Annotated in this window: 4 protein-coding genes; all 4 read left to right on the top strand. The window is 46.4% G+C overall.

The genetic code is table 11. The annotated features are described in order from the left end of the window. The first annotated feature begins 23 nt into the window (after positions 1–23). The 4 genes from AC23P2_RS13200 to AC23P2_RS13215 all read left to right on the top strand — a co-directional run bounded on the left by AC23P2_RS13200 (position 24) and on the right by AC23P2_RS13215 (position 22,914). Complete coding sequence (locus tag AC23P2_RS13200; protein ID WP_487773628.1) at positions 24–12,407, top strand: SdrD B-like domain-containing protein; 12,384 nt, start codon at positions 24–26, stop codon at positions 12,405–12,407. A gap of 396 nt (positions 12,408–12,803) precedes the next feature. Further along, on the top strand, positions 12,804–20,501 hold the full coding sequence (locus tag AC23P2_RS13205) for an SdrD B-like domain-containing protein (RefSeq protein WP_487773629.1): 7,698 nt from the start codon (positions 12,804–12,806) through the stop codon (positions 20,499–20,501). 549 nt (positions 20,502–21,050) lie between these two features. Then, a complete protein-coding gene (locus AC23P2_RS13210; RefSeq protein ID WP_487773630.1) occupies positions 21,051–21,200 on the top strand; it encodes a hypothetical protein in 150 nt (49 codons plus the stop codon). A 208-nt stretch (positions 21,201–21,408) separates the two neighbouring features. Beyond that, complete coding sequence (locus AC23P2_RS13215) at positions 21,409–22,914, top strand: CRTAC1 family protein (protein WP_487773631.1); 1,506 nt, start codon at positions 21,409–21,411, stop codon at positions 22,912–22,914. Positions 22,915–22,916: the final 2 nt, after the last annotated feature.

A 22,916-nucleotide genomic window follows, 5' to 3' on the forward strand; every position in this document is an offset into this window, starting at 1 on the left:
GCATCCTAAATCAAATTTTGGTTATGAAAATAGCTTTTACTTCCAGTCGCTTCGTGGTGCCTTTCCTTTTTGCTCTGGGCTTAACATTATCCTGTTTACAAGGATATGCCCAGGTGAGAGGTACTGTATTTAGAGATTTTAACGGAAACGGTACCCGAGACACCAACGAGCCGTTGATTCCAGGGGTTATTGTTAATGTGTACAATACCAGTTCAGGTTCGGGGGTGCTCTGTGGCACAGCTACCACTTCAGGCAATACCGCCCCCAACTACAACGTAGCGGGTTGTAGTACAGGCGATGTCCGCGTGGAGTTTGTGCTTCCAACGTCAGGATTATGTGCCAATGACTCTGTTGATATATCGGCGTTGGGAGGGGCTGCTTATGGGAGTTCGGTGCAGTTTGCGAAAGGCAATAGCACCAATATTAATTTTGGACTTCATAATCCCAATGACTTTAACCGTGGTGCAGCCAATACCATGGTCTATGTTCCATGTTATGTACACGGTGACCCTACCGTAGCAGGTGGAACGGCGGGAGCAGAGCCATGGTTTGTTGGCTATCCTTATAATAACTCAGGAACGACTGCACCTACGCGCAAAATGAATGGGTATAAAATGGGGCCTACTTGGGGAGTGGCTTACAGTAAAACCGCCAAGAAAATGTTTACATCGGCGCTTGTGAAACGCCATGTGGGCATTGGGCCGATGAACACAGGAGGGATTTACATGTTAGAGGATAGTTCGACCAATACCTTTAAAGTAACCCAATTTTATGATTTAGATAACAACGGTTTTCGCACCCGGGCGGCGGCATCCGCGGTTGCCTACGGAAGTGGGTCGAGTTATTCGCTTACTACCCAGACGGTAGGGGGGACTGCCAATACAGGTGTTTTGGTAAGTTATTTGGGAAGTACCGACCCTGTTTCAGGTGCTCCCGAAGGAATGGGGGTGCTTGGCACAAACAGCCAGCGTGGTTTAACAGGTTCGCCTACTACCCCAACGTATGACCCCGCTACTTTTGACCAAATAGGAAAGGTTGGCTTAGGAGATATTGAAATCAGTGATGATGATCAGTATTTGTTTGTGGTGAATGTGTTTTCTCGAAAAATTGTGCGCTTAAAACTCAATAGCATCACCAACCCAACAGGAGTAAGCGAAGCGACAGAATACGACTTGCCGAATTTTACGGCACCAAACGGCGTATTACGGCCTTGGGGTTTGAAGTTTTTTCGAGGAAAATTATACGTCGGTGCCGTAACAACGGGAGAAAATGGAGGAAGCCGTACTACCGATTTACGGGCAGTGGTGTTTGAAGTAAATAACCCTACGGGGGCGTTTACGTTTAATTCGACCCCTATTCTCAATTATTTGTTGGATTTTAACAAAGGAACAGCCAGTAGCCTTGCTGGAGATAATAAGTGGTTCACTTGGACAAACGATGTACGTAATGTTTTTGTAAATGGTACCAACAGCGCCTATCCTCAACCCATTTTATCCGACATTGAGTTTTCTGACCGTGGAGATATAATTTTGGATTTTATGGATCGCTCTGGAAACCAATTCGGAGCGAGAAATTATCATTATTTATCTACCAATACGACACTCATTTATCATGCGATTGGGGGAGATATTCAGATAGCAGGCTTAAATTGTACAACAGGCGAATATACGCTGGAAAGTAATGGCCGTTTTAATTCAATTAATGGAGAGCAATATACAGGTGGCCTAGCCAATGCCCAAGGACCAGGTAACGGCGAGTTTTTTAATGCTGATGTATATGGTATTCATGCCGAAACGTCGATGGGAGCTGCTGCCGTTTTGAAAGGAGATGGCAAATTAATGCTGACCCTGATGGATCCCATCAATTATGTTTCGGGGGGAACTGGGAAATTCTCAACCACCAATGCCGCAGCTACCAACCTGTATCAGTTGTATTATGAGCCAGTGACTGGGACAACCAATACGGCTTTAGGAAAAGCCATTGGGCTCGGTGATTTGGAGCTTTCGGGAGAATTAGCCCCCCTTGAAATAGGCAACCGTGTGTGGCAAGATACTGATGCCGACGGTTTTCAAGATGCGGGTGAGCTGGGACTGGCCAACGTAAAAGTGATTTTATGCGATGCGGGTGGGGTCAAAATAGACTCAGTACTTACCGACGCCAATGGTAACTATTACTTTTCGTCGGCAACGGGTACGAATACCAGCTCGGCTAAATATGGCATAGACTTACAGCCCAATACCAATTATATATTAAAATTCCCAACGGCGGTAGGGACTAATTCAATCACGACGCTCAACGCAGGTAGCAACGATTTGATTGACTCCGACGCGGGTACAAATGGTCAAATCGCTTTCACTACGGGCGATATAGGTGCTACCGACCACAGCTTTGATGTCGGCTATCGTTCGTGTTTGCCAGCAGTAACAAACATTGCCCAAGTAACGGCAACCTGTTCAGGAGTCGTTGTCAATAATAACGCTTCAGTAACAATAACCGCCACGGGTGATAAATACGCTGTTGGAACTTCAACCCTCTACGCTGCGGCAACGACTTTCACTGGTTCATTTACTGCCAATAATCTCACCGCTGGTTCGCTGCTTACGTTTCGTATTTTCAACGGGGCTGATGCGTGCTACCGCGATACAACTATTGTGGTGAATCAAAAACTTTGTCCTGCTCCTCCTTGTACCAATACCATTGGCGGAACCGTTTTCAATGATTTTAACAACAACGGCGTATTCAATACCACCGATTCATTGGGCTTTGCGGGTATCAAAGTGTATGCCTTCAATTGCGCAGGCGTGAAGATTGACTCCGCCGTGACTGACTACCGCGGGCGTTATACCATGACCAACGTAACGGCTTCCAACGACACGGTGCGCATTGAGTTTGTTCGTTCTACTTTCCCTTCGTGGGTTAAACCGACTTACAATGGAACTGACGGGCGTACAGACGTACAGTTTGTGATTGCTCCTAACTGTTCGGTGGACTTAGGCTTGACGGCTGATTATTGCCAAATCAACCCATTTGTGATGGTGCCTTGCCATGTCAATGGGGCTACTACCGCCACGGGCGATGCTTTGATACGCTTCTCGTACGATGTAACAAGTGCTGGGGCAAATGCCAATAAGAAACAACTCTCAAATACCAATCAGATTGGGACAACTTGGGGGATTGCGTACCAAAAATCCACCAGTCGTCTCTTTGCAGCTGCTTTCCTCAAGCGCCACTCGGCCATGGGGCCTAACGGCGGTGGGGCTATTTACCAAATTAGTCCTGATGCGGCGGGTCTCAACGGTACGTTGTTCTTTGACATGAACACGGTCGAAAGCACAGGCACTATAGCAGATAATGCTACTCGGGGAGTAAATACCGCTGCTGGTTCTCCCAATACGGATGCCACGACTTTTGCCCAAATTGGTAAAGTGAGCTTGGGCGACATTGACATTACCGAAGATGAAGAATTTCTTTATACCATTAATTTAGCCACCAAAAAACTCTACCGCGTACCTACAACAAACCCAACGGCGGGTAACGTAACGAGTTGGGCGATTCCTACTCCTGGTTGCGTAGGAGGTGAGTGGCGTCCTTGGGCTACCAAAACTTATCGTGGAAAAGTCTATGTGGGTGGGGTATGTGATGCTGCTACTTCGCAGCTACGCAGTGACCTCAAAGCCGTGGTTTATGAGTTTACGCCTGTTACGGGTACATTCAGCCAGGTACTTAACTTTAAATTGGACTTTGACCGTGGGGCGGCTACCTCGTACACGGCCACCACAGGTAGTGACTTAGATAAACAATCACACTGGAACCCTTGGACAGATGACTTTACAGTAGCTGTTCAGACAGGCTTGCACGATCTTTATCCACAACCTGTTTTGTCAGACATTGAATTTGACGTGGACGGCTCTATGATTTTAGGGTTTTTGGATCGTTGGGGACACCAAACGGGCGAAGCCAATAATTTTCCTAACGGCGTTTTGGCCGAACAAGGCGTAACGGGTGGGGACGTGATGCGGGCGTATAATAACAACGGCATTTACGAAATCGAAAATGACGGTAAAGCAGGGCCATTGACGGTAGGTGGTACTACCGCGCAGCAAAATTACAATGCGTCTTCGACTTATGCCCCTAATGGCCAAGGCCGTGGCGGCAAAGAGTTCTATTTTGGTGATACGTGGATGAGCAACCACGACGAACGAAGCATGGGTAGTTTGGCATTATTGCCTGGCTCTGGCCAGGTCATCATGGCGGCTATGGATGCCAACAATACAATTTATTCAGGAGGAGCTATTTGGCTCAACAACACCACAGGGTTGGCCGACAAAGCATATACGCTTTACAGTGGTGGCGTTGCTAGTTTTGGAAAAGGCTATGCCTTGGGTGACATGGAGTTACAATGTAACCCACAACCCATCCAAATTGGTAATCGTTTGTGGATAGATACCGATAAAGACGGCGTGCAAGATCCTTGCAACGAGCCTGGTATTGCCAACGTGGTCGTGAGCCTTTACGATAAAGCAGGTAATTTCCTTGCCAAAGATACCACCAATGCACTGGGGGAATATTATTTCGATGCGACGAACGTGGTGGACACCGTAGGTTTGGCCAAACCTAATTTCAGAGGACCACAACCAAACACGCAATATTATATAGTCATTGGGAAAGAAACCATCGGAACGGGAGCACAGTTCAACCGAACTGACGGCGTCCTCACGTTGAGTACAGGTCAAAAATACGAATTGACGATTGCGAACAGCACCCAAAATAGCGGTAATGACCAAAACGACAATGATTTTGAACTAGCGGGCAGTTCTGCGCCCGTGGCGCTGCAAGGTTTTCCTGTGATTTGCGAAGCTACTCCAAGTGCGGGTGCAAACCACACATTCGACGCTGGTTTTATACCAGCCTGTGTAAAACCTGTATTCACGACCGTTACGCAGGTAAACGCTATTTGCGCCAACGGTACTGCTCAGAACAACGCGTCTGTCACAATCACCGCAAGTGGCGATAAGTATGCGTTAGGCACAGCGACGACCTACGCTTCGGCAACAGCGTTTACGGGGTCGTTTACGTTGACTAATCAAACGGCAGGCAATATCATAACCGTGAGGGTATTTAAAGGAAACGACGTTTGTTTCAAAGATACAACCATCAAAGTAAATACGGTATTGTGTCCTGCTCCGCCTTGTAGCAATACCATCGGCGGAACCATTTTTAATGATTTTAACAACAACGGCGTATTCAATACCACCGATTCACTGGGTTTTGCAGGTATCAAAGTGTATGCTTTCAACTGCGCGGGAGTGAAGATTGATTCTGCCATAACTGACTACCGTGGTCGCTATACGCTTACCAACGTGACGGCCTCTAGCGATACGGTACGGATTGAGTTTGTAAGTAGCACGTTCCCTGCTTGGGCGCGCCCTACTAATAATGGAGTTGATGGCCGTACGGATGTACAGTTTGTCATTGCCCCTAATTGTACGGTGGATTTGGGATTGACGGGCTTGCACGATTATTGTCAGGCAAGTCCCTTGATGACTACTACTTGCTTTGTCAACGGTGCTTCGGGTAATGGAGTCAATCCTTTAGAAGTCTTGGTGAAGTTTAATTATAATACGACTGGAACAACGCCTACACCCCAATATCTATCCAACAAAGGCGAGTTTGGCTCTGTGTGGAGCACTGCTTACAACAACCAGACCAAACAGTTGTTTACAGGTTCGTTCCTCAAACGCCATGCAGGGTTGAAAGATACAGATGGAGATAACAAAGGTGACTTAGGTATCATTTGGCAAACTTCGGATCCGTATGCGGCGACTTTGACCAACAGCGTTTGGGCAGATTTGACCAAAGCGCCTTACAATTTAGATTTTGGTACAATTGGTGATGATGCAGCTCGTCAATTAGGAGTACCAACTGCGCCTAGTACTGACCCTACTACTTTCCCACTCATTGGTAAGGTGGGAGTGGGCGATATGGATATTTCGCACGATAATTCGGCCCTTTGGGTGGTGAATCCCAAAGGAAGTCAATTACATAAAATCGCCATTAATACCGACGGCTCGCCAGGTGCTTTGACGACCTTCAACATCCCCAAAGCCTGTGGTAGCAGCTATGATACCTTGTACATCAAAGCGGGAGGAAACGTCAATGGCGCATTAATCAATGGATTCATAGGAGATGAGTTTTTTGCGGGAGGAGTGACGACTACTTCTGGACGTACAGGAGCAGCGTACTCGACATTCCGAAATGGAGCAGGCTTTCAGTACCTGATTAGTGTACCGAATGGTACGTACAATGTCCAACTTTACTTTGGCAATAATGCTGCGGCAAGAAACCAGACCAATAGGGTAGAAGCAACGGCGCAAACTTTGGCCATAGCGGCAAATGCGAGTGTTTCGCAAATGTTTAACAACGTAACCGTCACCGACGATCGTTTGGATATTACCATCAATGATAACCCAGGAGGTGATGCCAACGCGATTTTAAGTGGTATTAAAATTTGGTCAGTAGCAGGAGCTAAGTTTGAAGACAGAGCTTATCCGTTTGCCTTGAAGTACCACAAAGGAAAGGTGTACGTAGGAACTACTTGCCCTGCCGAACTGACCCAAGACAAAGACCAACTCAAAAGCATTGTGTATGAATTGCCCGACGATGGTTCGTCAATTTTTACCCCTGTGCTGACGGTTCCGCTTACTTACCGACACGGGCGTACTTACAGCCAAGAATCCGTTGAAAGATGGCAAGCTTGGACGGGGGCAATTGACAAAGCTTTCAATGAAGTTGAATTTACGGTATATCCTCAACCAGTATTGTCAGACATTGAGTTTTTGGAAGATGGCGACATGGTTTTGGGCTTTTTTGATCGTTTTGGTCACCAAACAGGCGATAGAAATTATAAAACCTACGGAACTTCTACCATTCGTTCTACAATAGCAGGAGATGTGTTGAGAGCAGATGCGCAAGCAGGAAATTTCATCCTAGAAAATAATGGTAAAGTAGGTACAAATACTTCAGCGGGAGGAGTAGGTAATAATCATGGACCTGGTGGAGGAGAGTTTTATTCGGGTGATAATTATCAGACAGATCACCTAGAAACGAGCTATGGCGGTATGGCATTTATCGCAGGTCGCAATGAGTTGGCGGTAACTGTGTTGGATCCTTTTGATGTGGTTTCGTCGGGAGTTACGTATTTCAACAATACCAATGGTAATAGTGCCAGACGATACCAAGTGACTCCAGTGACGATGAATACTACGTTCTTCAGCAAAGCCATTGCGTTAGGGGATTTAGAAGCACTTTGTGATTTGGCTCCTATCCAAATTGGTAATCGTTTGTGGATAGATACCGATAAAGACGGAGTGCAAGATCCTTGTAATGAGCCTGGTATCCCTAACGTAGTCGTAAGCCTTTACGACAAAGCGGGTAATTTCCTTGCCAAAGATACCACCAATGCACTGGGGGAATATTATTTCGATGCCACCAACGTGGTAGATACCTTAGGCGCGGCCAAACCCAATGTCTTGGGGCCTCAACCAAACACGCAATATTATGTGGTGATAGGGAAAGAAGATAGTAAATTTAATACGACGACGGGTTCCTTACTGATTGGCGGAATAGGGTATCAGTTGACAAAATTAAACAGTACTACTGACGGTGGTAATGACCAAAACGATAGTGATTTTGCAATTGCTACCAATACGGCTCCTGTCGCACTCCAAGGTTATCCTGTTATTTGTGAAACAACGCCAAATGCAGGAGCGAATCATACCTTTGATGCTGGATTTAACTCTGCAGTCGGTTCGATTGGCGACTATGTTTGGAAAGACCAAAACAACAACGGTGTCCAAGAATCAGGCGAGCCAGCGGTGGCGGGCGTGATTGTTCAATTGTTGAACGCAACGACGAGTGCGGTTTTGGCAACTGACACAACGAACGCCCAAGGTTTGTACTTGTTCCCGAATTTGGAAAGCGGTACTTACCAAGTAAAAATTGTAACGACGAGCTTACCAGCGGGTTGCGTGATTAGCAGTCAACAAGACCAGGGTGGTGATGATACAAAAGACAGCGACTTTAACCCAACCACGGGCTTGAGTCAAGTGGTGACTATCAATGCCTTGGGCATAGGTTTGGCCAAAGACAACCCAACAGTGGATGCAGGTTTATACTCGCCCAAAGGCTCGATTGGCGACTACGTTTGGAAAGACCAAAACAATAACGGAATTCAAGAATCAGGCGAGCCAGCAGTAGCGGGTGTGATTGTTCAATTGTTGAACGCAACAACCAGCGCGGTTTTAGCAACTGACACAACGAACGCCCAAGGTTTGTACTTATTCCCGAATTTGGAAAGTGGTACATACCAAGTGAAAATTGTAACGACGAGTCTGCCAGCGGGTTGTGTGATTAGCAGTCAACAAGACCAGGGTGGTGATGATACAAAAGACAGCGACTTTAACCCAACAACGGGCTTGAGCCAAGTGGTGACGATTAATGCCTTGGGAACGGGTTTGGCCAAAGACAACCCAACGGTTGACGCAGGTTTATACTCGCCCAAAGGTTCGATTGGTGACTACGTATGGAAAGACCAAAACAACAACGGTGTCCAAGATTCGGGCGAGCCAGCGGTAGCGGGCGTGATTGTTCAATTGTTGAACCCAACGACCAGCGCAGTTTTGGCAACTGACACAACGAACGCCCAAGGTTTGTACTTATTCCCGAATTTGGAGAGTGGCACATACCAAGTGAAAGTTGTAACGGCAAGCTTACCAGCGGGTTGTGTGATTAGCAGCCAGCAAGACCAGGGTGGTGATGATACAAAAGACAGCGACTTTAACCCAACAACGGGCTTGAGTCAAGTGGTGACTATCAATGCCTTGGGCACAGGAATTACCAAAGACAACCCAACGGTGGATGCAGGCTTGTACTCGCCCAAAGGCTCGATTGGCGACTACGTATGGAAAGACCAAAACAACAACGGCGTCCAAGATTCGGGCGAGCCAGCGGTAGCGGGTGTGATTGTTCAATTGTTGAATGCAACGACGAGTGCAGTTTTAGCGAGCGATACGACGAACGCCCAAGGTTTGTACTTGTTCTCAAACTTGAACTCAGGTACTTACCAAGTAAAAATCGTAACGGCAAGCTTACCAGCGGGTTGCGTGATTAGCAGTCAGCAAGACCAAGGCGGTGATGATACGAAAGACTCTGATTTTAACCCAACAACGGGCTTGAGCCAAGTGGTGACAATCAATGCCTTGGGCACAGGTTTGGCCAAAGATAACCTAACGGTGGACGCAGGCTTGTACTCGCCCAAAGGTTCGATTGGGGACTATGTATGGAAAGACCAAAACAATAACGGAATTCAAGATTCGGGCGAGCCAGCAGTGGCGGGTGTGATTGTTCAATTGTTGAACGCAACGACGAGTGCGGTTTTGGCAACTGACACAACGAACGCCCAAGGTTTGTACTTATTCCCGAATTTGGAAAGCGGTACTTACCAAGTGAAAATCGTAACGGCAAGCTTACCAGCGGGTTGTGTGATTAGCAGCCAGCAAGACCAAGGCGGTGACGATACGAAAGACTCTGACTTTAACCCAACCACGGGTTTGAGCCAAGTGGTGACTATCAATGCCTTGGGAACAGGAATAGCCAAAGACAACCCAACGGTGGACGCAGGTTTATATTCACCCAAAGGTTCGATTGGCGACTACGTTTGGAAAGACCAAAACAACAACGGCGTTCAAGAATCAGGCGAGCCAGCGGTGGCGGGTGTGATTGTTCAATTGTTGAATGCAACCACGAGTGCGGTTTTGGCGACTGATACAACGAACGCCCAAGGTTTGTACTTATTCTTGAATTTGGAGAGTGGCACATACCAAGTGAAAATTGTGACGACGAGCTTACCAGCGGGTTGCGTGATTAGCAGCCAGCAAGACCAGGGTGGTGACGATACGAAAGACTCTGACTTTAATCCAACAACGGGTTTGAGCCAAGTGGTGACTATCAATGCCTTGGGCACAGGTTTGGCCAAAGATAACCCAACGGTGGACGCAGGCTTGTACTCGCCCAAAGGCTCGATTGGTGACTACGTATGGAAAGACCAAAACAACAACGGCGTCCAAGAATCGGGCGAGCCAGCAGTAGCGGGTGTGATTGTTCAATTGTTGAACCCAACGACCAGTGCGGTTTTGGCAACTGACACAACGAACGCCCAAGGTTTGTACTTATTCCCGAATTTGGAAAGTGGTACATACCAAGTAAAAATTGTAACGACGAGCTTACCAGCGGGTTGCGTGATTAGTAGCCAACAAGACCAAGGCGGTGACGATACGAAAGACTCTGACTTTAACCCAACAACGGGCTTGAGCCAAGTGGTGACGATTAATGCCTTGGGAACAGGTTTGGCCAAAGACAACCCAATGGTGGATGCAGGCTTGTACTCGCCCAAAGGTTCGATTGGCGACTACGTTTGGAAAGACCAAAACAATAACGGAATTCAAGAGTCGGGCGAGCCAGCAGTGGCGGGCGTGATTGTTCAATTGTTGAACGCAACGACCAGCGCGGTTTTGGCAACTGACACAACGAACGCCCAAGGTTTGTACTTATTCCCGAATTTGGAAAGTGGTACATACCAAGTAAAAATTGTAACGACGAGCTTACCAGCGGGTTGCGTGATTAGCAGTCAACAAGACCAGGGTGGTGATGATACAAAAGACTCTGACTTTAACCCAACAACGGGCTTGAGCCAAGTGGTGACGATCAATGCCTTGGGCACAGGTTTGGCCAAAGATAACCCAACGGTGGATGCAGGTTTATACTCGCCCAAAGGTTCAATTGGGGATTTCGTTTGGAAAGATGTGAACAACAATGGTTTACAAGATTTGCCAGCGGAAAAAGGAGTGGCTGGAGTAATCTTAGAACTGTATCGCTTGGAGGGTGTTACTACGCCAATGCCTGTTTTGGTAGCCAAAGATACCACAGATGCTACGGGTAAATATTTGTTTACCAACCTGTCGAGTGGCAATTATTTTGTGCAACTTGTTCTTTCGAGTTTGGCCGATACGTGTAAAATCACAACGAAGCAAAACGAAGGCGCTGATGATACCAAAGACAGTGATTTTGGCCCAACGACAGGACGGAGTCAAGTGGTGCCAATTGACGCCTTAGGCACGGGTATTGCGAAAGATAACTTGACAGTGGATGCAGGTTTGATTGTGCCTTGTGTGAAATCAAGCGTGATTGTGACCGAGGCACCATTGTGTTCGCAGGACGTTCAAACCTACAGTATTAAGTTTACGGTAAACAACAAAATGGGTATCGTGAAGGTGAACAAAGGAGCATTGACGGGCAACAATCCATATACCGTAACAGGTATTCCATCGGGTGCGAGTTTGATTATCACTGATAGCTTGAGTGCTTTGTGTAAAGCAGATACGACCATTGTTGGCCCTAATTGTAACTGTAACCCGCCAGTACCCGTGTTGTTGGCACCAAGTATGACGGCTTGTATCGGTGATACCTTCCCGACCTTAAAAGCGGCCGTAGTAGGTTTGGCGACAGTAGAGTGGTTTAGCCAACAAACAGGCGGAACATTGTTATCAACGGGCTTGAATTATAAGCCAACTGGCACCGTAACGGGTAGCACAGTGTTCTACGCCCAAGCGCGCAGCACTGACCCAAGTTGCCCCACAGCCATCAGCACAAGCCGAGTTCCTGCCAATATTAACGCACAGAACTGTGTTGACACCATTGATTTGGCTTTGAAGAAGTCAATTAGCGCCAAAATAGCGCGGGTAGGTGATGTGCTTACCTACACGGTAAAAGTGTGGAACCAATGGACGAAGAACGCGACAGGAGTAGAAGTAACGGATTCAATAGCAACGACGGCACAATTTGTGAGCGGTAGCTTTAGCCCAAGCCGAGGCAGTGCGACCATTAGCGGTAACGTCATAAAATGGAACATTGGAAACATTGCGGCCAATGGCGACACCGTGACGTTGAGCTATCAAGTGCGCGCCACGCAAGCAGGAGTACATTTGAACACGGCCGAAATCAGCAAGACCAACGAAAAAGACCGAGACAGTACGCCAGGCAACGGCAAAGGTGGCGAAGATGACATCGATCAGCAATGTTTCACGGTGCCGTTTGAGTTGTGCGCGGGTCAGAAATTGGAGGTGGGTGTACCTGCGAATTTGACAAACGTGCAGTGGTTTAAGAATGGTGGTACAACAGTTGTGGCGACGGGCAATGTAGTGTTATTCAGTGAAGATGGCGTTTACACCTTCACGGCCACGAACCAGACCTGCCCGTCCAACGGTTGTTGTCCAGTGATCATCGAGCCAGGTACCAATTGTTGTCCAGTTGACTTGTGTATTCCTTACACGGTGAAAAAAGTGAGGAAGTAGATAGCGAGTGGATTGTTACAAAAAAGGCTGCCCTTCGGGGTGGCCTTTTTTGTTGTGAGGTGAAAGGTAGGGCGGGTTAAAAATCAATAGTGTTGTTTAATGGGATATTAACTTATGTACCAAATTTAACTGCCGAATTTGTTGTGTATAAAGTTTCTTTATTCCTATTCGTATTTGGTTCAATTGTTGTACAGCCGATTTTTGGAAAAAAAATGATAAAATAATGATACGATGGTATCTATTTTTTGACCGAATGTATTTTTAGAATGGATTTTGGTTTAAAAAATATCCAATGGTATGGAATTTGAAGTTGTAGGATGCAATGTTTTATAAAACAGGTAGAGAAAATTAATATAATATACCTGTAAATGAGTTTTTTTAAAAAAATACCTACAAATGAAAAGAAAATATCCCTATTTATTTGTTCAAAGAATTGAGAAAATGTGGTTTTTTATGTTTGTTTGTGTTGTTTTTTTAAGCAGCCAAACGTTTGCTCAAACCCTCTCAATTGAAGCTTCCTCCAACAAATCAGACATCCTGACAGGAGAAACGTTTACCTACACGCTTAAATATAGTTGTGCGGCGGGTACGGGCGATTGCCCCAACGTGACCATGACGGCGACCATTCCTTCGTCGATTTCATTTCCCAACCAAGTGATAGGGTTAACAACGGATATCGACAGCTACACTTTTTCGGCAGATCGACGAACAGCTACCTTTACCTTTAAAAACCCGCTGAAAGCTGGGAATACAGGTATCATCGAATTGTTGGGCCAAGGTGATTTTGGAAAAGTAGATGGTACGACGGGTACGATGACAGCGAGCATTGTTTCGGGATCAGGAACCCCCGCTACCGCAACTGTCACCACAACTTTGCATTCAAGCAATAAGTTTTGCCCAGCGAAATCCAATGGACGAGGCTTAGCAATTGATAATTCTACTGTTTACGATATTTACCTCCAGTTTCCAGGTAATTATGGCGCAACTGGGATTGGAACAACTAGTGTCAGCTCAGTGGTGATGGTTGATAATCTGCCAGCCAATGCCGTTATCAATGGCGTCACAGCCACGGCTATTGACGGCTCTCCATTGCCTTCGGTTCCATCGGGTACTTGCGTTGTTGATAATACACCTGGAGCACCAAAAGTAACCTGTACTTTTCCTGCTTCGACCTTCCAAATTGGCAGTGCCTACGCCCCAAGGGTACTTGTTAAAATAGACGTTACGTATCCAAGTGGAAGTTTTAGCGCGGGGGATAACGTTACAAATAATGTCACAGTGGCCTACACACCCGATGGAGGTTCGCCCATTACGGCCACCAACGGCAGTACTGTTACCTATCAAGGAGGGGCCACCTACGCTACCCAAACTACTGAAAGTTGTACTTCTGCGCTTACTGTAACGGATAAGCTGGTAGCACCAGAAGCCAAGTTGGCAATAGGAAAAAGTACTTACTCTTCAAAAATCCGACCTGGTGATGTTGTATTGTTCGAGTTTTCAGCAAGCAATACTGGTAATGTACCATTAGATAACGTAGTGCTTGAAGATATTTTGCCCGCAGATTTGAGAGCTACGGCGGTCAATCAGGTTTCTAGGGTGAATATGGCAGGGACTGAAACAATTACGTATTGGGTGAAAACAAACGTCCAAACCACGTATTTTCAAGTTTTGATGACGGACTATACTTATGCGCCTCCTTCGGGTGAATACATAACGCATTTTAAAACCGAGATTAGTTCTTTACCTGCGGGAGCGTTGGTGCAATATGGGGGGATCAAAGTAACCCTTGCGCCAGGTAGTACTGCAACGTCGGTGACCAACTGTCTGACTGCCGTAAGTTCGACACCAGGAGTAACCATTACGCCTGCGTCGGCTTGTCAAACCATCCCTGTGGCTCCTCTGGATAGTTACAGCTCGCTGTTAGTTTATAAATGGCTGACAAGTGAACCATCAAGCCAGTACGCTCTTTTCTATGGTGTTTCTCAAAATATTGGTACGACGGTGTGGTCAATGATTCAAGCGCTGAACTTGTCGGGAGGGCAACCCCTCCAAAACCCTGTGGTAATGGATTTACTTCCACTAGGGTTGAGTTATGATGGCGCGATTCAGTACCACCCCACGAGCTGTAATTTTCCTCCTGCCGACAACACTGAAATTATTCCCAATTATAACGGTACGGGTAGAACTTTGGTGCGCTTATCTTGGAACACGCCCATGCCTTCAGGTTGCGACGTATGGTTTAGCATAAAAACAAAAATTAATACCCTTGGTACAGGCGGAAACCTTTCGTCAAATGAAGCTGCTTGGGCTCCCAAAGATGCCTATAGCCAACCTGCGGGGATTAAAAACCCAGCCTTTTTTACGGGAAGTAGTGCCGCTAAATGTTTCAAAGAAAATATTTATGAAACCATGGATCGTTACGAAACCGTCGATAAGTTTGATTTAGACGGGGACGGCTCTAAAGCAGACACTATCTGTTTTACAGCGGGTTATATTGGTCTTACTTCGGTTGCTCAGTTGGAGTCGGTGAAGTGGGTAAAAGGCCAGTGCGATACGGTTTACAGCAAACACCCCGATTTTGGACAAACCATGCCTGGTGGGATTGCCAATTATAAATTGATTGTTCGCAACAACGGAAATGTGCCTGCGTCGAGCATTGAAGTGCTTGATATGTTACCTTACATTGGTGATATTGGCGTAAAAGACCTCACCGCCCGTTTGACCCAATGGCGGCCTAACTTGGTTACGCCGTTGATTACGCCAACGGGGGTAACGGTATATTATACGACCGTTCAGAATCCGTGTCGGACGGATTACGTTGCGAGTGGGCCTTCAGGATGTAACCCACCCAATTGGACGACCGTTTTGCCCACCGACCCAACCACGGTTCAGGGATTAAAATTTGACTTTGGAACAAAAATCTTAAATCCTGGCGACGAAGTTGAACTTACGTGGGACATGCGCGCGCCAGTAAATGCACCTACCAACGGCGAAATTGCGTGGAACTCGTTTGCTTTCAAAGCAAAACGGAACGACAACAATGACCCGTTCTTGCCCGCTGAACCCAACAAAGTAGGGATTAAATTAAAGCCATTGGTACCAGGAGTATATGGAAACCGAGTGTGGATTGATGCCAACAAAAACGGTATTCAAGACACGGGTGAAGTAGGAGTAGATGGGGTACGAGTGGAATTGCACCAAGATAACGGCGACGGAATCGCTGACCCTAAAAATGACCCGCTTATTAGCTATACCGCAACAGGAAATGGGGGTTTGTATTTGTTCCCTAACTTGGCTCCAGGTAATTATTTTGCGGTGTTTTTTGTGCCAGCAGGGTACAGCACTAGCACTCCCAACGTCGTAACTCCAGGAGATAGCCTTGATTCGGACGGCGTACCGACGCTTTGTAATGGTCAACGCGTGACGGTGGTTGACATTACAACTATTGATGCTGCGGAAGTTGATTTACGGTGGGATCAAGGCATCTATTTGGACAAAGCAGCCTTAGGGAATTATGTGTGGTTTGACCAAAATTTGAACAACGTACAAGACGAATCAACAACCAACGGGGTAAACGGTGTAATCGTTTGTTTGTACAAAGACAACGGTGACGGAATCGCCCAACCCGATGCGGCCGACGGGGCGCCCGTATCCAGAGATACCACTTCTAACGACATTTATGGCCGTCCTGGGTATTATTTGTTTGAAAACCTTGACCCAGGAAAGTACTTCGTGAAATTTAAATTGGCAACGGGGCAAACTTTTACCACCAATACAGGAACAGTCAATGGCGCAAGCGATGAGACGGATTCTGACCCCACTTCAACGGGTGTAACCGAAGTAACTGAACTAACGGCTGGAGAAGTGGACTTGACTTGGGATGCGGGAATTATCATTCCAACGGGGCCGTATAATTTGGGTAACTTAGTTTGGAATGATGCCAATAACAATGGAAAAGTGGACGGAACCGAAACAGGTATTAATGGCGTAACCGTCATCTTGTTTGAAGACCGAAACAATAACAACAAGCCTGACCCCGACGAATACGTAACAACCACCATTACGGCCACCGTGGGCGGATTGCCAGGTGTTTATACGTTTACCAATTTACCAGCGGGTAATTACATCGTTCAAGTACCCGATGGTAACTTCAATGGGCCGTTGAAAGACTTCGCTAGTAGTACAGGAAATGACCCTGCACCAGACCCCGACGATGACGTCGAAAACGATGACAACGGTACTGCGGTAGTAGGTTGCGGAATTATTAGTAAACCAATTACGCTTGGGAACAATGCAGAGCCGTTGGACAATGGAAAAACCAATTATAGCGTTGACTTTGGGTTTTATAAATGTACTAAACCAAATTATACCGTAACCGTAACTCAACCTACCTGTGCGGGAGGTAAGGGTAGTATTGTGTTGGGTACGGGTACTGTTGGAGATAAAGTCGCGTACACGACGGGCGATGCTTCCACGTTGGCAACGTATGATAATGCAACCTTGATTAGTAGTTTGACGGGAGGGGTAATCGTTGGAAATATCAACAATCCCGCAGCGGATGTGACGTATTTGGTAAGAATTTATAACGGCGAAAATGGCTGTTTCAAAGACTTTACGTTTACCATTAAACCACTAAGCTGCTGTACAAAACCTGTAGCGTTGGCTACGCCAAAAGTACAAACGATATGTGCAGGCGGTACGGTATCAGCTTACACCGCAACGCCAAGCACGGGCGTGCAATACAAATGGTATGGCCCATTGGCAGATACGACGAGTAGCTTAGGCACAGCAGTGAGCGGCGCGACGAGTGCGACGTTTACACCAAGTGGCGCAGCATTAACCACGGCTGGAACAAAATATTACGCAGTGGTAGTAAACACGACGGGAGATGTGAATTGTGCGGATACGGCTTTTGTACGTTTGGTGGTAAATGCCAAGCCAGTGATAGCCGACGGTTCTGCGACGATTTGCGCAGGCGAGTCAGTGGATTTGACCTCAAAAATCACGAATTACGATACCTACTTGAGCCCCGTGTGGACGATAGGCACAGCGGGCGGCACAGCAGTAGCAACGCCTAGTTCTGTAAAGCCAACTGGAACAACGACTTACGTATTGGTCGCTCAAAACGCGGCTGGTTGTAAAGACACAGCGAACGTAGTTGTGACGGTGAATCCTAAACCAAATGCGGGTAAAGACACGACTTTAGCTTGTGTGAATGCAGCGACAAATACTTTGGCGACAAGTTATACCTTAGTACCAAGCCCCGCAGGAGGAAGCTGGTCGCAAATCGGGACAACTCCAGCGACGGCGACGATTTCAGGCAACAATGTAACAGGAATGACGGCAGTCGGTACGTACCAGTTTATTTACACAACAACAGCAGGTTGCAAAGACACTGTCGCAGTAACGGTCGCGCCATGTGCAGGTTGTGTGAAACCAAATGCAGGTGCTGATGCGGCGAATGTATGCCAACCGAGCAAAACAGCGAAGTTAACGGCAGTGACGACAGGTGGCACATGGGCACCAATTGGCAGCCCCGCCAACCCAAGCGCAGCAACGATAGATGCCAGTGGCAATATCAGCGGTTTGAATGCAGCAGGTACGTATAAGTTTGTCTATTCGGTAACAAGTGGTGGCCAAACTTGTACGGACACGGCGCAAGTGACTGTACTTGCCAAGCCAGTGATTGCCGACGGTTCTGCGACGATTTGCGCAGGTGAGTCGGTTGATTTGACTACGAAAATTACTAATTACGATACTTATTTGAGTCCAGTATGGACAGTGGGCACGGCGAATGGCACGGTAGTGACGACGCCAGCGTCTGTGAAACCAACTGGTACAACGACGTATGTGTTGGTGGCACAAAATGCGGCTGGTTGCAAAGACACGGCGAATGTGGTAGTGACGGTGAATGCCAAACCAAATGCAGGGAAAGACACGACCTTGGCTTGTGTAAATGCGGCGACAAATACTTTGGCGACAAGTTATACCTTAGTGCCAAGCCCCGCAGGAGGAAGCTGGTCACAGTTGGGGACAACACCAACGACCGCGACGATTTCTGGTAACAACGTAACGGGCATGGGTGTGGCAGGAACGTACCAGTTTATTTACACGACGACCGCAGGTTGCAAAGACACGGTAGCAGTAACAGTAGCACCTTGCGCAGGTTGTGTAAAACCCAATGCAGGCCCAGATGCAGCAAATGTATGTCAACCGAGCAAAACAGCGAAGCTGACGGCAGTAACTGCGGGCGGTACGTGGGCACCGATTGGCAGCCCCGCCAATCCGTCAGCAGCGACGATAGATGCCAGTGGCAATATCAGCGGTTTGAATGCAGCGGGCACGTATAAGTTTGTCTATTCGGTAACAAGTGGTGGCCAAACGTGTACGGATACAGCGCAAGTAGTAGTTTTGGCCAAACCCGTGATTGCCGACGGAAGTGCCACAATATGCGCAGGTGAATCAGTTGATTTGACTACGAAAATTGCGAATTACAACACATACTTGAGCCCCGTGTGGACAGTAGGTACAGCGAATGGCACGGTAGTGACGACGCCAGCGTCTGTGAAACCAACTGGTACAACGACTTATGTATTGGTAGCTCAAAATGCGGCTGGTTGTAAAGACACGGCGAACGTAGTAGTGACGGTGAATGCCAAACCAAGCGCAGAGAAAGACACGACCTTGGTTTGTTCAAACGGCAATGTACCATCAAGTGTTCAATTGTCAGCGAGTCCAACGGGAGGCACATGGTCAGCATTGACGGGCAATCCAACGGGTGCGACGGTGAGCAGTTCAGGTTTGGTAAGCATCACCAACGCCACCGCCCAAGGCAAGTCGTTTAATTTTGTTTATTCGGTAAATGGCTGCCAAGATACGGTGAAAGTAATTGTACCTACTTGCCCTGCCCCTTGTATTAAATCGTCGATTAGTTCAGCGGCACCCGTTTGTTCAAACGATGCTCAGACGTATAGTTTTACCTTCACAGTGACCAACAAATTGGGTATTGTGAAAGTGAACAAAGGGACGTTGAGTGGAAATAATCCTTACACGGTATCGGGTATTCCATCGGGTCAAAGTGTAATTATTACCGATAGTTTGAGCGCAATTTGTAAGACTGATACGACAATCGCGGGCGTTAATTGTAACTGTAATCCAGCCTTGCCCCAATTGCTGACGCCAAGTTTGACGGCTTGCATCGGGGATACTTTCCCAACTTTGAAGGCGACGGTGGTAGGACTAGCAACGGTAGAATGGTTTAGCCAACAAACGGGCGGCACGGTATTAGCGACAGGCTTGAGTTTCAAACCAAGTGGTACGGTAGCCGCAAATACAGTCTTTTACGCCCAAGCACGTAGTACCGACCCAACGTGTCCGACGGCAGTGAGTACAAGCCGCGTCCCAGCGACGATTAATGCGCAGACTTGTATCGATACGATTGACTTGGCGTTGAAGAAGTCAATTAATACGAAGATAGCGCGGGTTGGTGATGTGCTGACTTACACCATCAAAGTATGGAACGAATGGACTAAGAACGCGACGGGAGTAGAAGTTGTTGACAGCACCGCGACGACGGTTCAATTTGTGAGCGGCAGTTTTGTAGCGAGTCGTGGCAGTGCGACCATCAGCGGCAACGTGATTAAGTGGAACATTGGTAACATCGCTGCGGCAGGCGATACGGTAACGTTACGCTACCAAGTGCGAGCGACGCAGGCGGGAGTACACTTGAACACGGCTGAAATCAGCAAGGCCAACGAGAAAGACAGAGACAGCACGCCAGGCAACGGCAAAGGTGGGGAAGACGACATCGACCAACAATGTTTCACGGTACCGTTTGAGTTGTGCGCGGGTCAGAAGTTAGAAGTAGGAGTTCCTGCCAACTTAACGAATGTACAATGGTTCAAAAACGGCGGCACGACGGCAGTCGCGACGGGGAATGTGGTGTTGTTCTCGGAAGTGGGAGTCTATACTTTCACAGCGACGAACCAGACGTGTCCAGCCAACGGCTGTTGCCCAGTCATCATCGAAGCGGGTGCAAATTGTTGCCCAGCCGAAGTTTGTGTGCCATTTACAGTGCGAAAAGTGAAAAAATAAATAGAGGATAGTTAAATCAACTTTAAATAGGCTGCCCAAAAGGCAGCCTATTTTTTTTGTACTTATTAAAGGTGTAAATTTTTGAAAATGAGGGTTTTGTGTGGTGTGTATCGATCCTTAAATAGTTGAACATAAAGGTTAGCTGCTACTACAAATGTTACGCCTGTACCGAGACTAGTTTGAATGTTTCAAAAACTTTTGATTAAACACTTAAAAGACATACATAGAGTGGGCTTTAATACACTCTATATATCCGTAAATAGCGTTTTTTATTGGTGGGCTATTTCCTTTAATAACTAAAATGGAATAAATAACTAGTGTTTAATATGCTGATTTTTTAGAATAAAGTATATCATTTGAGAAAAATGGTATGGTAGTTGCTACAAACCAAATTGTGGCCTTCTTTTGAAGTAATCCTTCATTTTTGGGTATATATTTTACAAAAATGAAATAATTTATTTCGCATTATACAGCATGTGAATAGATGAGAAGATGGTTACTAAGTAGGAGCACATCAATTTCGTTTTCAACTATTTAGAATTTTCTTGAATGAAAACTCAAAAACTTTATTTGCCTGTCATTGGATACATTGTGTTGATTTTGCAATGTACGGTCAATTATTTAGTACGTGCCCAAACGCCCGTTGTGGGAGTTCCGTGTTATGTCAATGGTAGCCCAAACAATGCAAGCGCCAAATAATGTATGGGGCGTTAGTTTAAAAGACCGTTAATAGATAGAAGTCAATATTAGCAACCTCAATTACTCAACTGAAAGAAAAGTGCACCCGAGTGAGTGTAAATCATACTCTTGATGCAGGTTTTTATTGTATTAATCCATCAATTGGTGCTAATACAATAACTGTGAGAGGTACTAGATGTGTTGTGAACGCGCTGATTTTAAAGCAACTATGAAAAGACTAACCCTGTACATCATATTACTATTCTTAAACAGTGATTTGTTTGCTCAGATTTCATTTTCTGATGCTTCATCTAAATTGCCAAGAAATAGTGCTTTCTATTCTTTTCTTCACCAAGCAGTTGCCGATGTGAATCAGGATGGAAGAGATGATATCGTACGGGCTGACAACACTGGAAAGTTTTATATTCTCTACCAACTTGCTGACGGTACATTCAGCGAGTCGTCCATCGGTTTAGTACAAAATAGAAGCCCTCTCAGTATAGTGTTGGCCGACCTGAACAACGATGGTGTTCTTGATATTCTTACTGGTGGAGCATACGATGGAGTTCGGGTAGTTACTTCTAATGCTTCTGCGAGTACATATTCTGTTTCTCGACTTCCACAAGATAGTATATATACCCAAGCCTCGGCTATTGCCGACATAGACAGAGATGGTCTATTAGATATTTTTGTCTGTCATGACGAGGGCACCAGCGGAATATGGCGAAATTTGGGGAATAGCTCATTTCAACGAAATACTCTCGGGATTAATCTTAACACAGTTCCACTTTCCGATAATTCAGGCAACTACGGCAGTATTTTTACTGATTTTGACAACGACGGAGATTTAGACCTCTACCTATCAAAATGCAGCCGTTTTGCTCCTCATGACTCTCTCGACCCCAGACGTATAAATCAACTTTTTGTAAATCAAGGCAACGGTACCTTTTTAGAACAGGCCAAATCTTTTGGCATGGCCGATAGTAGCCAAACTTGGGTAACGGAGTTTCAGGACATTGACAATGATGGCGATTTGGATGCTTTTATTGCCAACCACCACTCTCCCTCCAGATTGATGCTCAATAATGGCCATGGGCATTTCACGGATATCACTGCTGCTTCAGGACTATTGGGAGTCGTTCCAGAAGGCATTCTCCATGCACTGATGCAGGACTTTGACAATGATGGTTACATGGACTTATTGGTATCAGGTATAACTGGGGCAACTTTTTTCAAAAATAACCATGATTTGACTTTTACGCCAATCGCTCTTCCATTGACCAACCCCACTGGAGATATGCCCCTTCGTTCCTTCGCATGGGGCGATTTGAATGCCGATGGTTTTTTGGATTTGTACACTTCCTATAACTATGGTAGTACCGACCCCGACCGCCTTTGGCTTAATAACAAAAACGAAAATCATTTTTTAAGCGTCAGGTTGATTGGGACTCAAAGTAATAAAAGCAGCGTTGGGGCGCGAATCACCGCTAGATTAGGAACTAAAACCATCCTAAGAGAAGTAAGAGCTGGCGAGAGTTTCGGGATGAGTAATTCACTCACTCAAATTTTGGGGATAGGAACGGCCTCAAAAATAGATAAACTCAGTATCACTTGGCCATCAGGGCAACACACTGAAATGCAGAATGTGGCCGCCAATCAATTCCTGACCTTAGCCGAGCCGGATTGCCAGGCTGTTAAATGTGTCGAAATTAAAGTAAAAAAAATAAATAAGTAACA

The organism is Runella sp. R0.1_18 (genome assembly GCF_057652155.1).

Coding starts and splice junctions, on each gene's coding strand:
- AC23P2_RS13200 (WP_487773628.1), top strand. CDS start 24: ATGAAAATAGCTTTTACTTCCAGTCGCTTCGTGGTGCCTTTCCTTTTT.
- AC23P2_RS13205 (WP_487773629.1), top strand. CDS start 12,804: ATGAAAAGAAAATATCCCTATTTATTTGTTCAAAGAATTGAGAAAATG.
- AC23P2_RS13210 (WP_487773630.1), top strand. CDS start 21,051: ATGAAAACTCAAAAACTTTATTTGCCTGTCATTGGATACATTGTGTTG.
- AC23P2_RS13215 (WP_487773631.1), top strand. CDS start 21,409: ATGAAAAGACTAACCCTGTACATCATATTACTATTCTTAAACAGTGAT.